12 protein-coding genes are annotated in these 15,172 nt (G+C 40.6%); 6 read left to right on the top strand and 6 right to left on the bottom strand.

Features of this window, described 5'->3' with window-relative positions:
• Positions 1–83 precede the first annotated feature (83 nt).
• A complete protein-coding gene (locus ACTCIM_RS06695) occupies positions 84–509 on the top strand; it encodes an FKBP-type peptidyl-prolyl cis-trans isomerase (RefSeq protein WP_472314622.1) in 426 nt (141 codons plus the stop codon).
• A 20-nt stretch (positions 510–529) separates the two neighbouring features.
• Here ACTCIM_RS06695 and ACTCIM_RS06690 read toward each other — a convergent pair whose 3' ends face one another.
• The 3 genes from ACTCIM_RS06690 to ACTCIM_RS06680 are packed head-to-tail and all read right to left on the bottom strand — an operon-like array spanning position 530 to position 5,382.
• Entirely contained in the window at positions 530–2,671 is a 2,142-nt protein-coding gene (locus ACTCIM_RS06690) for a RelA/SpoT family protein (RefSeq protein ID WP_472314619.1), read from the bottom strand.
• Positions 2,672–3,223, bottom strand: coding sequence for an AmmeMemoRadiSam system protein A (gene amrA, locus ACTCIM_RS06685; RefSeq protein WP_464279259.1), 552 nt, complete (start codon positions 3,221–3,223; stop codon positions 2,672–2,674). It abuts the gene before it with no gap.
• 23 nt (positions 3,224–3,246) lie between these two features.
• Positions 3,247–5,382 carry an STT3 domain-containing protein gene (locus ACTCIM_RS06680; protein WP_472314617.1) on the bottom strand — a complete coding sequence of 712 codons (2,136 nt, stop codon included), beginning with the start codon at positions 5,380–5,382 and terminating at the stop codon, positions 3,247–3,249.
• Between the two features lie 94 nt (positions 5,383–5,476).
• Here ACTCIM_RS06680 and ACTCIM_RS06675 point away from each other — a divergent pair, with 94 nt between their 5' ends.
• Positions 5,477–6,301, top strand: a complete 825-nt coding sequence (locus ACTCIM_RS06675; RefSeq protein ID WP_464279262.1) for an MBL fold metallo-hydrolase — start codon at positions 5,477–5,479, stop codon at positions 6,299–6,301.
• Here the strand turns inward: ACTCIM_RS06675 and ACTCIM_RS06670 are convergent.
• The gene (locus ACTCIM_RS06670; RefSeq protein WP_464279263.1) at positions 6,296–6,490 is read right to left on the bottom strand and encodes a hypothetical protein; all 195 of its coding nucleotides are present in this window, start codon (positions 6,488–6,490) and stop codon (positions 6,296–6,298) included. The genes ACTCIM_RS06675 and ACTCIM_RS06670 overlap by 6 nt on opposite strands.
• Before the next feature lie 136 nt (positions 6,491–6,626).
• On the opposite strand from ACTCIM_RS06670, the gene ACTCIM_RS06665 reads away from it, so the two are divergent.
• Positions 6,627–7,205 carry a MarC family protein gene (locus tag ACTCIM_RS06665; protein ID WP_472314614.1) on the top strand — a complete coding sequence of 193 codons (579 nt, stop codon included), beginning with the start codon at positions 6,627–6,629 and terminating at the stop codon, positions 7,203–7,205.
• A 53-nt stretch (positions 7,206–7,258) separates the two neighbouring features.
• Here the strand turns inward: ACTCIM_RS06665 and ACTCIM_RS06660 are convergent, their stop codons facing one another.
• Together ACTCIM_RS06660 and fdnG are read right to left on the bottom strand one after the other, a co-directional pair.
• A complete protein-coding gene (locus ACTCIM_RS06660; protein WP_472314612.1) occupies positions 7,259–7,990 on the bottom strand; it encodes a 4Fe-4S dicluster domain-containing protein in 732 nt (243 codons plus the stop codon).
• 11 nt (positions 7,991–8,001) lie between these two features.
• Positions 8,002–11,022 carry a formate dehydrogenase-N subunit alpha gene (gene fdnG / locus ACTCIM_RS06655; RefSeq protein WP_472314609.1) on the bottom strand — a complete coding sequence of 1,007 codons (3,021 nt, stop codon included), beginning with the start codon at positions 11,020–11,022 and terminating at the stop codon, positions 8,002–8,004.
• 297 nt (positions 11,023–11,319) lie between these two features.
• Between fdnG and ACTCIM_RS06650 the strand changes: the two genes are divergently transcribed.
• The 3 genes from ACTCIM_RS06650 to ACTCIM_RS06640 are packed head-to-tail and all read left to right on the top strand — an operon-like array spanning position 11,320 to position 15,164.
• Positions 11,320–12,534, top strand: coding sequence for an ABC transporter substrate-binding protein (locus ACTCIM_RS06650; protein ID WP_472314607.1), 1,215 nt, complete (start codon positions 11,320–11,322; stop codon positions 12,532–12,534).
• On the top strand, positions 12,515–14,521 hold the full coding sequence (locus tag ACTCIM_RS06645) for an ATP-binding protein (RefSeq protein ID WP_472314605.1): 2,007 nt from the start codon (positions 12,515–12,517) through the stop codon (positions 14,519–14,521). Before ACTCIM_RS06650 ends, ACTCIM_RS06645 begins: the two co-directional genes overlap by 20 nt.
• Positions 14,490–15,164 (top strand): response regulator, encoded by a 675-nt coding sequence (locus ACTCIM_RS06640; protein WP_472314603.1) that lies wholly within the window; start codon positions 14,490–14,492, stop codon positions 15,162–15,164. Before ACTCIM_RS06645 ends, ACTCIM_RS06640 begins: the two co-directional genes overlap by 32 nt.
• Positions 15,165–15,172: the final 8 nt, after the last annotated feature.

Below are 15,172 nucleotides of genomic sequence, written 5' to 3'. Positions count from 1 at the left end.
ATAAAACTAAAAATGATTAAAAGTTTGGATTAAGTCAAAAGAGCCTGATTTTAAGGCTTAAAAAAATAGGAGGATTTGTTTTTATGGCTAGAATTGCACCCGGCACAGAAGTTTTTGTGCACTACACAGGTAAGTTAACAGATGGTACTGTTTTTGATTCTTCTGAAGGAAGAGAACCTTTATCCTTTGTTATTGGCAGCCAACAGGTTATCCCTGGTTTTGAAGAAGCTGTAGCTGAAATGGAAGTGGGAGAAAAAAAGACAGTGACCATTCCTTGTGCTGAAGCTTATGGTCCCAAAAGGGATGACCTTTTAATTGATATTCCCAATGAGCATATCCCAGCAGATATTCCCAGAGAAGTGGGACAACAGGTTTTGCTCAGACATCCAGAGGGACACGAATTCCCTGCCTATATTGTAGAGGTAAAAGAAGATTCTCTGACCATTGATGCCAATCATCCCCTGGCTGGAGAAGACCTTATTTTTGAGATTGAATTGGTTTCTGCCTAAGTGAAATTAAGGAGAGGATTTTATCCTCTCCTTTTAGACATAGTTAGTCTGCTCACTTCCTTTACTTCAGGTATTTTTTGGAGAGTGGCAATAGCTTTATAGAGCTTGGAAGTGCTTTCCACCATCAAGGTTAAAAGAATTTCTGATTTTCCATCTACATTGGAATAAAAAGAGCCTGAGTCTATATCGATTTCAGTTTCCATAAGAGCCTGGGCTATTTTAGCCAGGACTCCTCTTTTATTGTCACAGAGAATTTTTATCTTTGCCGGAAAGGTATTTTGGACTTCTGTGGCCCAGAATACTTCCAGTTGCCGTTCTGGTTCCATTCTTTTCACATTGGGGCAATCTAGAGTATGAATGGTAACCCCCCGTCCCCGGCTAATATAGCCAATTATGGGGTCTCCTGGTACAGGAGAGCAACACTTGGCAAAACGGATTAAGACATCTCCTATGCCCTTTATTTTTACGCCCAGGGAAGAAGTTTGAACGCTTTCTTCCTTTTCTTTTTTCTCTGAAGGCTCTTCCTTGGGTAGAAAACGATTGAGGATTTGACGAGGGGTTATCTTGGCATAACCTACAGCAGAAAAAAGGTCTTCTTCGCTCTTGAAGGAAAATTCCTGGGCGACCTCTAAAAAGTTGCCTTCTTTTAGGAGTTTTTGAAAGTTAAGACCCATTTTTCTACTTTCTTTTTCCAGCACTTCTTTGCCCAGGGCAATGCTGGTTTCTCTTTCTTCATTGCGAATCCAGTGTTTGATTCTGGTTCTGGCTTTGGCTGTTTTGACGAATTTTAACCAGTCCCTGGAAGGATGCTTGTTGGGGTCAGTGATAATTTCAACAGTATCTCCGTTTTTTAGAGGAGTATTTAACGGTACTAGTTTTCCATTTACCTTGGCTCCTGCGCAGTGATCGCCTACCTGAGAATGAATGAGATAGGCAAAATCTATAGGAGTAGCTCCTTCTGGCAACTCCTTTACTTCTCCTTTGGGGGTAAATACATATACTTCATCCTGGAAAAGATCAAAACGCAGGGAGGCCATGAATTCCTTGGGATCTTTTAATTCTTTTTGCCAATCCAGAATTTGGCGTAACCAGGAAAACTTTTCCACATCCTTTTCACTTATGCGGGTCCCATCTTCTTTATATTTCCAATGGGCAGCTACACCATACTCAGCTATTTTATGCATTTCTTCTGTACGAATTTGGATTTCCACCCGCTCTCCATCTGGACCAATAACTGTGGTGTGAAGGCTTTGATACATGTTGGCCTTGGGCATGGAGATATAATCTTTAAACCTGCCAGGAACAGGTTTCCAAAGGGCGTGAACCAGGCCTAAGACAGCATAACATTCTTTTATAGAAGAAACAATTACCCTAAAGGCAATTATATCGTAAACCTGGTCTAAAGTAAGCCCCTGTGTTTCCATCTTGTGATAGATGCTATAGATATGCTTGATTCTGCCACTTACTCTCCCTTTAATTTTATTTTTGTTTAAAATATCTTCCAGGATTTTACATACCTTATTTATGTATTTATCTCCAGCTACTTCATGGGTTTTTATCCCTTCTTTTATTTGCGTATAAATTTCTGGTTTACTGTATTTTAAACTTAAGTCTTCCAGTTCTACTTTTATTTTATATAAGCCTAAACGATTCGCTAAAGGGGCATAAATTTCTAGGGTTTCTTGAGCAATAAGCTTTTGCTTGATATGTTTTTGGTGTTCCAGAGTGCGCATGTTGTGTAATCTGTCAGCCAGCTTGACCAATACTACCCGAATATCATCAGCCATGGCCAAAATCATTTTGCGAATGTTTTCTGCCTGGGCTTCTTCTTTGGAGGAAAAGTTGATTTTGCTAATTTTAGTTACGCCAGCTACTATTTTGCTTACCTGAGAGCCAAATTGAGACTCTATTTCCTCCAGGGTAGTGGAAGTGTCTTCCACAGTATCGTGAAGCAAACCAGCTGCAATAGTCGGTCCGTCTAAATAAAGTTCTACCAGAATATTGGCTACTTCCAGAGGATGGGAAAGATAGGGCTCGCCACTTAAGCGCATCTGGCCAGCATGGGCAGCTGCAGAAAAGACATAGGCCTTTTGAATAAGGGCAATATCTTTAGCTGGCAGATAGGTTTTGGCTTTTTCAATAATTTCTGTTATTCTAATCATTTAAAATACTTCTGCCTGGAAAATATAAATTTCTGTTTTAGGGTCCAGATAACAGTTGGGTTTAAGGCCAGCTTTAAGGCAGGTCTGTTGTAAAAATTCTTCTCGTCCAAATCCCCATTCTGTAGCCACCTGAGGAAGCAGTAAGCCAGAATGAAAACCCTGACGTAGATATATGCCGTGCTTTCCTGGGATTATTTCTTCCAGATTTTTTACTGGTTCAAGAGGACTTAAAAGGGAAATTTCTATCTCCAGTTCCTCCAGTTCCTCTGGTTGTACTGGAGTGAACCTGGGGTCTTCAAAGGCTGCAGCCTTGGCCATTTCAATAATACTTTGCCATAGAGGCTTTTGACCCACAATCTGTCCTATACAACCCCTTAGGTTCCCCTTTTTTTTAAGAGTAACAAAAACTCCTAACTTTTCTTCCAACTTGGCAGAAGGAGGAGAAGGATAGCTTACAGGTCTGGAGCTAAATTCTTCTAATAAAGCAAGTTTAACCAGTTCCTTGAGATATTTTTTTTCTTCAGCCGTAAGGGTAAAGCTAAAATCCTGCATTTTAATCCTCTCTAAGTAAAAGATTACCTTACTTTATAAATTCGCACCCAGGGAGATTTGTCAATAACCAGTTCAAAGTAGGGTTCAAAAAGTTTAGGGTTTTTTAAGAGCATTTGGACCATTAAAGAATTATAAATGGTGCTATCCATGGCCTTGATATTGTTTAAAAAGCTGTTGAAGATGAGATAAAGCCCCTTGGGCCTATTCCAGGAGAGCTCCCTGGTCCCCTCCTCTCCTATTAAAAGGATTTTTAAAATGGGTAAACTTTTTCCCTTAATATTTAAAGTGCCCTGGTTTAGGTCTAAATGTAATTGGTCTTGCAGGGTTTTAATTTTTCCAGGAGTAGAAGTACCTGTGAGAAGATCCCATTGACCAAAGTAGCTTATCCAGTAACTAAGGTTTAAGTTTTCCCAGGAAAAGACCAGGTATTGCTCTGGCAGGTCAGAAGCAAAGGCAAGCTCTTTTCTTCTTAAGGAGTTGATAAAGGCTTGAGCCTTTTCTGGACCCATTTCATCTAGGTTCTTTAAGACCTTGGCCGGCCAGTAAAGGACTTTGCTCCCGGGGTTTTGAGGTCTGGTTCCATTTTTTTGCATTTCACTTATTTGTTCTTCCACATCACTGATTACGTATTTTATTACCTGGCTGGCCTGCAGAGGAGAAGAAGTGGTATGTACTAGAGCCAGGGGATAAAGATAAGGTCCTTCATGTGCGCCACCATCTCCAAAGCTTTTTCTCTGGGTATAGTATTGAGCAGCATAACCGTAATCCCACCACTGCCAGAACCAGGAATTGGGAGAGGAGATGGTTTTGGCCTCTTTTAGGGCCTGGGCGTAAATCTTGGGCAATACTGGACTGGGGCGCAAGTTTTTCACCAGAGCAGTAACTGGAAAAATAAAGAAAAGGGTTAAGAGCAAGTAGAGGATAAGGGGTTTTATTTTGATTTTTTGAAAAATAAAACCTACTCCCAGGGCAAGGCCCAAGCCTATAATGGGAGGACCATACATGGTAAAACGATTTCCCAGTTTAAAGGACAAAAGGGCTAGCAAAAGCTGGGGAAGAAAAATTAAAAGTAGAGGCCGAAAATAAGCAGTAAGTAAAAACCCCAAAAGCCCTGGGAAAAAGATATAGGGCGTTAAGCCCACTCTGGCTATGAGCTGGCTAAAAGAGACGCTTTGGGCCTCTCTAATACTTTGCATTACTGCGGGAAGCTTTAGAGAATATTTATCACTGACTAGAAAAGGAAATAATTTGGCGTAATTAAAAACAGGTTTAATTAGTTCTAAGATACCTCCCAATTTAAAGCGAAAAAAGAAAATCACCAGGTTTAAAAGAAAATAAAGTAAAAGTAATTTATTCTTTTTTAGGGTAGAGTTAGAGAAATAGAAAAGATAAATAAAGATTAAACTGACAATAAATCCATAAATACCATTTAAGCCCAGGGTAAAGATAAGGATAAATCCTGGTAGAAGCTGTTTAAAGGTTGTTTTAGGAATAAATAGATAGGCAAGCAAAAGAGTAAAAAGTAAGGTGTACATGATAATGGGATAGGCACTGGGATAAAACCAATAGTAAAAACTTAAGATTAAACCAGTAATAAATGGAGCTATAAGAGCGTCTTTAATTTCAAGAGTATCTTTAGCAGGGTTTAACTTTTTATTAAAATAAAGGAAAAAGGGTTTTAACCAAAGGATTAGTCCCCAGCAAAAGCTCAAAGGTAAAAAGAGGGTTAAGATGTCTGTATCACCGTAGCCAAGACGGGTCCGTAAAAGATAGCCACTGCCCAGGATAGTAATACTGCCAGCCAGAAGCCCTGCTTCAACTTGTTCAAAGAGTTTGCAGATAAGGATAACCGGTAGACAGGCCAGAGGAGCTATAATGGCAGGTAGCCAGAAGTTTAAAGTGGCTACCTTTATACCAGTGATAAGGCTTAGGTATTTAAGGAGTAAAGACATGGGATATCCGGTCAATCTTCCCACGTCTATTGCTCCAGCCAGCCAGGCGTACGCATCGTGGGTAGCCATTAAAGGCTCACCATCCAGGTAATAGGCAGGATTATTCCAAAAATTGGCTTCCCAAAGTCTTAGAGAAACTCCTAACAAGTAGGTAATAAGAAAAATAAAACTTAGAAATATAAATTCCTGGCGTTTTTTTAGTTCCATTAAAAACTCCTTTTGCTTGACGAGGACTTGGGCTTAAAACTAATGTAATTGCAGGGACAAAGCAAGCAGAAGAATTTTAATAAGGAGCAGAAAGTTGGAAATAACCTTTTGGGGAGTAAGAGGAGGGATTCCTGTTAGTGGAAAGGACTTTTCTGAATTTGGGGGAGATACCCCTTGTGTCCAAATTTCCCTGGAAGATAAAGAAATTATTATTGACAGTGGAACAGGTATAAGAGAGTTGGGGCAACGCCTACTCGCTAGGCCCAAAAAGGAAGTTTACCTTTTTTATACCCATTTTCACTGGGATCATATTTTAGGACTTCCTTTTTTTGCTCCTTTATATCTTGAGGATTTTCACCTAAAACTTGTTTTGCCCAGGTCTTTAAAGGGTAATTTGCAGACCCTTTTACATCTTTTTTCTTCTCCTTATTTTCCAGTAGATAAAGCCCTGGTTAAAGATAAATTTTCTGTAAGGCAAGTGGGAGATGAATTTCATCTTGGATCTTTGCAGGTATTAACCATTCCTCTCTCTCATCCCAACGGCGGAGTGGGATATAAATTTAGTTTAGCAGAAAAGTCTTTTGTTTACCTTACCGATAATGAGCTTGGATTTAAACATGTAGGGGCAAAAGATTTTGCTGCTTATGTTGATTTTTGTTTAGACGTAGACTTGTTAGTGCATGATGCTGAGTTTTTAAAGTCAGAGTATGAAAAAACTAAAGGTTGGGGGCATTCTTTACTGGAAGATGTTTTGGCTTTAGCTGAAAAGAGTAGACCTAAAATGTTAGCTCTTATGCATCATAACCAGAAAAGGACGGATAAAGACCTTTATAATTTGACTAAAAAACTTGATTTGTGGACTAAAAACCAGGGAATAAATTCCCTGGTTCTAAGACAAGGACAAAAAGTAATATTATAAAAGAGTGTTATTTTTATCTGTAAGATAAGAATAATAATTAAAAAACATTTTTTGTTTTTTAATTTGAGTTAAACCAAAATTTAAGATTTTGAGAAGTGCTTCTTTTACAAACATGCCTAAAGGAGGCAAAGGAATACTTTGTTTAGGGGCAACTTTTTGTTTTGACATAAAAAATACTAATTCTTTCATCAGGTTATTTCTCCTTAATTTGGTTGAAAAAGCTTTAAAGTCAGCAACAGGGGGCGAAATAAGGATTTAATTTTTAGCTGTCAATATTTTTTTAGGTCTTTTTAGCAATTAAATAATCTTGCCAAAGGAGTTATAGATGGAAAGTTTCTGGTTGTGTTTTGTGCCTCTATTTATTGCAGTGGACCCTCTGGGTATTTTACCCCTATTTATGGCTTTGACTCAAGATTTGTCTCTGGAAAAGCTTAGGCAGGTAGCCATCCAGTCTGTGTTTACCGCTTTGGTGGTATCTTTGCTTTTTTTGCTGGGCGGCACTTATATCTTGAGGCTTTTAGGCTTAACTGTGGCGGATTTTATGGTTTCTGGTGGATTACTTTTGCTGATTATGTCCGTAGTAGATTTGATTTCTGTGGAAAAAAAGAAAAAAAGAGTGGAAGCTTCAGATATTGGACCTGTGCCCCTGGGAGTGCCCATTATTGCCGGGCCTGCGCTTTTGACCACTTCTTTGTTGCTCATGAATGAGTATGGTTTCTGGCCCACAGCCATAGGCGTGGCCTTAAATGTGCTTTTGGCTGGTCTGGTCTTCTGGTTTGCCAGAAGTGTGTATAGAATCCTGGGTAAAAATGGAGCCAGGACCATTTCTAAGCTTTCCAGCCTGCTTCTGGCAGCCATTTCGGTTATGATTATTCGTAAGGGGATAATGAGTTATTTTAATTAAAAATCCAGGGAAGGATTAACCTTCCCTGGATTAAGCGGTTGGAGGAGGGTAATCTATCCAAGCCGCATATTGGTTAGGGGTGAAAAGAGCTTGGCCAGCATATCCTTACGGCTGTAGCGTCTGGGGTTATCCAGGCTAGCTATAGCATAGGTATAGTAGGCCTGGGGTTTGGTCTGGAAGAGATAAATCACTCTCACCTCAGACATATCTCCTAGGCTGGCTTCTGGATAGATTTTTTTCACTTCCATCAGGCGTTCCTTAGCGAGTTTTAACATATCTTCGCGACTACCAAAGTTCATGGCGCCAGTGGGACAGGTCTTTACGCAAGCAGGTAGTAATCCATTATGCACCCTGTCTATGCACATGTCACATTTGGAGATGACTTTGCTTTTGGGATCCTGCCTGGGGATGTTGTAAGGACAGGCAGAGCGAATTTCTTCAAAGTCTAGATTTTTGGTCTTTTCAGTATAGATTACTGCTCCAGTTAGAGGATCCTGTAAGATGGCTTCTTCATCTGTCATGTCTGCTACCTGTTTACAAGGTGGCTCTACACAGTGCCTGCACTGTTCAGGAAAAAAGAGCCAGGCCTTTAGTTTGCCCTTTTCCACTACTTCCTGCATTCTGACCAGTTTATAGGTAATAAAGCTAAGGTCTTTGGGGTTCTGGTGACTGCCCCAGTTATGCGTTTCTTCAGCTGGCAATTTATGCCACTGCTTACAGGCGATTTGACAGCCTCTACAGGCTGTGCATCTGGTTAAATCTATGAAAAAGCTTTTTCCTTCCATGGCTTACCTCCTTATTTTTTCCTTACATTGACCATAAAGGCCTTGGTTTCTGGTATGCCAGTGTTGGGATCACCCACAGAAGGAGTGAGCAGGTTGGCAGCATCTCCACCATCTTTAGGATGTACCCAACCAAAATGCCAGGGCAGGCCTACCAGATGAATGGTTTGTCCCATGACCTTAAAGGGTCTTATCCTGGAGGTAACCATGGCCACAGCCTCTACTTTACCTCTAGCATTTTCCACAATCACCTTTTCCCCGTTTTTGATCCCTCTTAACTCAGCCAGTTGCGGACTGATTTCCACAAAGAGTTGAGGTTCAGCTTCCAGTAACCAGGGTTGCCATCTGGTCATAACCCCTGTTTGCCAGTGCTCAGTGACTCGGTAGGTAGTACCCACAAAGGGATAGCGTGGGTCACAGGACTTCAGGCGTTCAAAGTCTGTATCAAAAGTAAGAGCAAGAGGATTGTGCAGTTGTTTAGAGAAAGGATGTTTGGGGAAAGGACACTCTAGAGGTTCATAATGTTCGGGGAAGGGACCATCTACTCTTCCTGGTCCAAAGATCTGTCCAAAACCATGCTTGCGCATGATAAAGGCGTACTTGGTGCCAGGGGCCCAACCACCGTCTGGAACATCTCCTTCCCATTTTTCACCATTCCAGCGGATTACTGGCTTTTGAGGAGCATAGGGTTCACCCTTGAGGTTTACAGATGCCCTGTTGTAAAGAATACGACGATTTACAGGCCAGCACCAGCTCCAGTTGGGATATAAGCCGATTTTGGCCTGCATCTCTGTTTGAGTTTTGTCTCTTCTGGCCGCCATATTGCCCTTTTCAGTATAGGAGCCACAGTAGAGCCAGTTTCCAGAACAGGTGCTACCATCGTCTTTAAGATATGCAAAACTGGGAACTAGAGTGCCAGCTTTAAACTTTTTGCCTTTTACTTCCACATCCTTGAGGAAGTAGCCATTTACTATCTTGGCAATGGCATGGGGGTCGTACTCGCCTTTTTCATTTACCCATTTTTCTGAACTTAAATTGAGTACAGCTTCAGGTAAGGCCCCTCCTTCTTTTTTGTACAATTCCTTTACCTTTTTGACCAGTTCGCAGATGATGTCTCCATCTCCCTTGGTGTTGGGCATGGGCTTTCTGGCTGCATAGCGCCATTGCATCCACCTACCTGAGTTGGTAATGGAGCCTTCTTTTTCCACAGAAACTGCACAGGGCAGGAAGAAGACTTCAGTCTTAACCTTGCCAGGATCCATGCCAGGTCCTTTCCAGAAAGAAGCAGTTTCATTGTCAAAAATATTGACCACTACCATCCAGTCCAGCTTGGAGAGGGCGTTTCTGGCCTTGTTGGAGTTGGCCAGGCCACAGGCTGGATTTTGTCCCCAGGCAAAGAATCCCTTGAATTTGCCTTTTAACATTTCGTCAAAGAGGGCCAGGAAGGAGGCATTTTGACCATCATCCAGTTTGGGCAGCCAAAAATAGGCGTCTTTGGGGTCAGCATCCATGTACATGGCCTTAAGCAAACTTACTGAATATTTGGGATAATTTTGCCACCAGTTGGCACTCTTGGGATCTTTGCTTACTGGGGTGTATTTTTTGTTGTAAGCTTCCAAGGTGGGCAGAGAAGCCCGTGGAGTCTTTAGATAACCAGGCAAAATGTGATAGAGTAAACAGTGGTCAGTGGAGCCCTGTACATTGGACTCGCCCCTTAGAGCATTTACTCCTCCGCCAGCAACCCCAATGTTGCCCAGGAGTAACTGAATCATGGCCATAGCCCTGATGTTTTGTACACCTACACTATGCTGGGTCCAACCCATGGCATACATGATGGTGGCACTCTTATCAGGCTTTCCAGTGGAAGCATAGGCTTTGTAGATTTTAAGCAGGTCTTCTTTGGGAATGCCTGTAACCATGGAGACATTTTTCAGGGTGTAGCGGGAATAATGTTTTTTTAGGAGATTAAAGACACAGCGTTTGTGCTTTAAAGAGGGATCCTTTTTGGGGTTGCCCTGCTCATCCAGTTCAAATTGCCAGTAAGAACGGTCGTATTTGTTGGTTTTGGGGTCAAAACCTGCAAAAAGCCCATCTTTAAAACCATATTTTTTGTTCACAATAAAAGAGGCATTGGTATAATTGACCACATATTCTTTAAAGTAGAGCTTGTTTTCTAAAATGTAATTGATAAGTCCACCTAAGAAGGCAATGTCACTTCCAGACCTGATAGCAGCATAGATATCTGCCTTGGCTGAAGTTCTGGTAAACCTTGGGTCTACATGGATTAAAGTGGCACCCTTTTCCTTGGCCCGCATTACCCATTTAAAGGAAATGGGGTGATTTTCTGCAGCATTGGAACCCATAATCAAAATACAATCACTGTTTTTAATGTCAATCCAGTGATTGGTCATCGCACCGCGTCCAAACGACTCTGCCAGAGCCGCTACAGTGGCGCTGTGTCAGATACGTGCCTGGTGTTCAATATACACCAGGCCAAGGCTGCGCAGAAAAGCCTGATAAATCCAGCATTCCTCATTGTCCAAAGCAGCTGAACCCACAGAGGCCAATCCATCGCAGCGATTTACAGTTTGTCCCTTGCTGTTGACTCTGGCAAAGGTCTTGTCTCGGGTATCTTTAATACGGCGGGCAATGGTGTTTAACATCCATTCCCAGGACTTTTCTTCCCACTTATCACTGTAAGGGGCACGGTATAAGGGGGCTGTGATGCGATTTTTGTTTTCTGCCAGTTGAGAAATGGCAGCACCTTTGGCGCAAAGGGCTCCTTCATTAATGGGATGATCAGGATCGCCTTCTACATTGATAATGCGATTAGAACCATCTTTGGCGGTGTGTACGATAAGTCCACATCCCACAGCACAATAACAACAGATGGAAGTGCTCTCCTTAGCCCAATTCAGCTTTAAAAGCTGAGCTCTGGCTACTGTAGGTTTTAGATTAAAACCTAGCCCTGCAAAGGCAGTGGCTACAGTAGCTGCTGTGGAGAGCTTTAAAAATTCTCTCCTGCCAAGTTTCATAAACCCCTCCTTTTAAATTTAAAGGTTTAAAAACGCATTTACTTAAACTTTTTTTCGTTATATACGGAATTTAAAAAGTTATAAGGGAAGTCAAAAAAGAGGATAAGTTCACAAAAATAAAGGCTTCTTTTTTTTAATGTGTTTATTTTTTTGGAAAAAAAGTTTAAAATTGAGCTGGAAAATTGGATAAAAATCCAACGCATATTTTTGTTTTAATTGTTTAATTTTTTTTAATTTTTCTTAATTTTTTCTAAAAAATGGTGAGTTTAAGTGTTAGAAAAAGATTTTAAGGTTATTATGTCAAAATTGGCATATCTGTTGGTGGGAATTTGGGGGCTGGTTTTAGGGGGAAGTGGCTGTTCCTGGGAACAGCCTCAAAGGGAGAATTGGTGTCAGCAGTGCGGGGTTTATGAAAATAAGGTGGTATTAGGCTCTTCTTTGGCCCTGGGTGGGCATGCTGGCTATCTGGGGACTCAATTTTTAAGAGGGGCTTTAGCTTATTTTAATGAAATTAATGGGAAGGGTGGAGTCTGGAAGCGGAAGATAGAAGTTATTGCCTATGATGATGCCTATGACCCGCCTAAATGTCTTTACAATACCCAAAAACTTATTGTGGAAGACAAGGTCTTTTCTCTGTTTGGTTATGTGGGCACTCCTACTACTTTAAAGGTCTTACCCTTTATTGAAGAAGCCAGAATCCCTTTAGTGGGTATGTTTACAGGTGCTAATGCCCTAAGAGAGCCCTTTAATCCCTGGCTAATCAATATTAGGCCTTCTTATTATGAGGAAACCAGTAAGGCCATTGAGCATATGGTAAAGGATTTGGGTTTAACTAAAATTGCCATTTTTTACCAGTATGATGCCTATGGTTTTGATGGCCTTACTGGTACAGAACTGGCCTTGCAGCACTACCAATTAACCCCGGTTGCTAGAGGTAGTTATATTCGAGGGACCCTAGAGGTGGAAGATGCTTTTGAACGCATTTTTAGTCAGGAGGTAGAAGCAGTAGTTCTGGTAGGTACCTATGAGCCCTGCAGTAAATTTATTCGTCTGGCCACAGCGCAAGGGAAAAGTCCTTTATTTTATGCAGTATCCTTTGTGGGAGCCAATGAGTTAGCTAGGAGGATAGGAGACCTAAAGCAAACAGTGATTATGTCTCAGGTTGTGCCTCCACCAGAATTTTTTCCTTCTACCAAAGAGGGGTATACTTCTCTTTTAAAAAAATATTATCCTGAAGATGAGCCCAACTTTGTAGGTCTGGAAGGATATGTGACTGCCAGGGTAATGGTAGAAGGTTTACGTAGGGCTGGTCCCACCCCCACTCGTAAAAGTCTTATTGCTGGAATTGAATCCATTAAAAATCTGGATTTAGGGCAGGGACTTGTTCTTAATTTTGGACATAAGGACCATCAGGGATTGGATAAGATTTATTTTACTCTGTTAAAGGACAGTAAGTTTAGATTGATTAACAATTGGTCAGAGTTATTACCAGATGTTAAAAAAAATAAATAAAAAACTAGAAACCTTATCTTTAAAAAATAAAATATTTTTGTCCATTATTTTAGTAATTTTTCTAATCAGTGTGGCCATTGCTTTTCTGGCTAGGGCGATTTTGGTTTCCAGTTTAACGGAAGAATTAAAAAAGCGTGGATTTGCCATTGGCCATAGTATTGCTGAAAGGGGAAGTGGGTATATCTTAGATCAAAACTATCCCTTGCTTCTGGCTCTTATTTTTGATGAAGCCAAATTAAAAGAGAGAAGAGATTTAATAGACTATATATTTGTAGTTGATGCAAAGAATGAAGTTATATCCCATACCTTTGTACAACCTTTCCCAGAAGAGTTACAGAAATTTATTGCGCAAAAGAAGGCAGAAAGGGTTAATTTATTAAAAATAGCTGGTAGAGAAGTTTTTGATATTAAGACTCCTGTAAAAGAGGGGATTTATGAGATTGGGAGTGTCCATGTGGGCTTGAATAAAGCTCATGTGGATAGTTTGATTGCCAAATTGCGCGTTACTTTTTTGGGTTTTATTTCCCTGGTGATTGTGTTTATTTTCTGGCTCTCGCACAAGCTGGCTTTGAGTATTACCAGACCAGTGGAAGTACTTACCAATGTGGCTAAGGAGGTAAGTAAAGGTAATTTTGAGGTGGATATGGAAGGTGATGAACGGGTACGAAAAAACTGTCCTGCCTTTAGGGACCATCGTTTTCCTTGTTGGCACTTAGATGAATTGGGAGTAAGTGGAGGTAAAGTAAGTACCAAGAGAAGGTGTAAAACCTGTATTTTTTATCATCAGGAAGCAGGGGATGAGGTCTCTCAACTTGCCTATGCCTTTAGCAATATGATTTGGAGTATCCGTCTTTATCGGCAAAAATTAAAGGAATCAGAGTTAAAGTATCGTTCTCTTTTTGTAAGTGGCCCTGATCCTATTTTTGTGCTTAGTTGGGATGATTTGCGTATTCTGGATGTCAATCCCAGAGCTGGTGAAGTTTATAATTTTGAAGTCAAGGAGATGAGGGGAAAGTCTTTTTTGGAGTTTTGGCCAGAAGCCAGGGATTTTTTAAGTGAAGATTCTCCTCTTTTTAACGAAGGGTATATTTACTTGAGCAAAATAATTCACTACACTAGGGATCAAAAGCCCTTTTTTGTAAATGTGCATGCCTGTCCCATTAGTTATGAACAACAGCAGGCTGTAATCCTTTCCTGTGTGGATATTACGGATATGATTGAAAAAGATGCCCAGATTATTCAGGCCAGTAAAATGAAAGCCCTGGGTGAAATGGCCGCAGGTATGGCCCATGAATTAAACCAGCCTTTAAATGCCATTAAAATGGGAGCGGACTTACTTGCCTATGTCCACACTCACCAGCATACAGAGCTAAGTGAAGAAGAGATTGTTAATGTCGCCAGGGAACTTAGCGTACAGGTGGATAGGGCTTCAGACATTATCAATAACTTGAGGCAGTTTAGCCGCAAATCCACCCTTCTTCCGGAGAGAGTGGATTTAAATAAGGTGGTTGAAGCAGTGCTTACTCTTTTAAAACAGCAGTTTAGTTTAAGTGATATTGAGTTTAAGTTGGACTTAAGTCCTAAGTTACCTTCTATTTTAGGCTATGAAAATAGGTTGCAACAGGTTGTTTTCAATCTTTTAAACAATGCCCGGGACGCTATCTTGGAACGAAGAAAGGAAGAGGATTTCAAAGGAGTTATTCACATCGCCACCTATGAGGAAAGGAAAAGGGTTGTTCTATTTATTGCGGATAACGGAATAGGTTTTAGAGAAGAAGATAAACACAAACTCTTTGAGCCCTTTTTTACCACCAAAGGAAAAGGAAAAGGAATGGGGTTGGGATTGGCTATTGTGAAAAGTATCATTAAGGATCATCGCGGAGAAATTCTTTTAGAAGGTGGGGAGAAGGGGGCAATTTTTAAAATTTATTTACCTTTATTAGAGGTAGTGGAAAATGGAAACAAGGGAAAAGATTTTAGTCATTGATGATGAAGAAAGTACTTTGCGCCTTTTTGACCTTTATCTAAAGATTTTTGGCTATGAAGCCCTGCTGGCCAGTAGTGGAGAGCAAGGCCTAAAACTTTTTCAAGAATATCTTCCAGATATTGTTTTAACGGATTTAAAAATGCCAGGTATTGATGGCATGGTGGTTTTAAGAGAAATTAAAAAAATAAAGCCAGATACAGAGGTTATTGTGATTACCGGTCATGGAGATGTGGAACTGGCAGTAAAGGCTTTGAATCTGGACGCCACTGACTTTTTAAATAAGCCCATTGGTAAGGAAGATATAGAAAAGTCTTTAAAGAGGGCCAAGGAAAGGCTACTTATTGCGCGGGAGCAAAAAAACAATTTTCATTATGAGGTGGAAAGAGAAGAAGCCAGGGTTTACCTAGATGGCTCTGTAGATGGCAATACTTACAGGTTTTTGGAAAATATCTGGACAGAATTAAGTGAACTACCATTAACAAAGGTGAGATTTTACTTTTCTACCAGAGTGAGCATAAATGGTGCTGGGATATCTCTATTTTCTAAAATAGGCAAAGAGGCAAAAGAAAAAAAGATAGCCCTGGAGTTTATCAATTTACCTGCACATTTTAAGCAGGTTTTTCAAAAGATAAACTTAATTTAAATACTTAT

Source organism: Desulfonauticus sp. (assembly GCF_055126295.1).
This window is presented reverse-complemented; position numbering and strand designations above follow the sequence as displayed.

Bases quoted from the DNA above. Each gene is read 5' to 3' on its own strand.
- ACTCIM_RS06695 (WP_472314622.1), top strand. From the start codon at position 84: ATGGCTAGAATTGCACCCGGCACAGAAGTTTTTGTGCACTACACAGGT.
- ACTCIM_RS06690 (WP_472314619.1), bottom strand. From the start codon at position 2,671: ATGATTAGAATAACAGAAATTATTGAAAAAGCCAAAACCTATCTGCCA.
- amrA (WP_464279259.1), bottom strand. From the start codon at position 3,223: ATGCAGGATTTTAGCTTTACCCTTACGGCTGAAGAAAAAAAATATCTC.
- ACTCIM_RS06680 (WP_472314617.1), bottom strand. From the start codon at position 5,382: ATGGAACTAAAAAAACGCCAGGAATTTATATTTCTAAGTTTTATTTTT.
- ACTCIM_RS06670 (WP_464279263.1), bottom strand. From the start codon at position 6,490: ATGAAAGAATTAGTATTTTTTATGTCAAAACAAAAAGTTGCCCCTAAA.
- ACTCIM_RS06665 (WP_472314614.1), top strand. From the start codon at position 6,627: ATGGAAAGTTTCTGGTTGTGTTTTGTGCCTCTATTTATTGCAGTGGAC.
- ACTCIM_RS06660 (WP_472314612.1), bottom strand. From the start codon at position 7,990: ATGGAAGGAAAAAGCTTTTTCATAGATTTAACCAGATGCACAGCCTGT.
- ACTCIM_RS06650 (WP_472314607.1), top strand. From the start codon at position 11,320: ATGTCAAAATTGGCATATCTGTTGGTGGGAATTTGGGGGCTGGTTTTA.
- ACTCIM_RS06645 (WP_472314605.1), top strand. From the start codon at position 12,515: ATGTTAAAAAAAATAAATAAAAAACTAGAAACCTTATCTTTAAAAAAT.
- ACTCIM_RS06640 (WP_472314603.1), top strand. From the start codon at position 14,490: ATGGAAACAAGGGAAAAGATTTTAGTCATTGATGATGAAGAAAGTACT.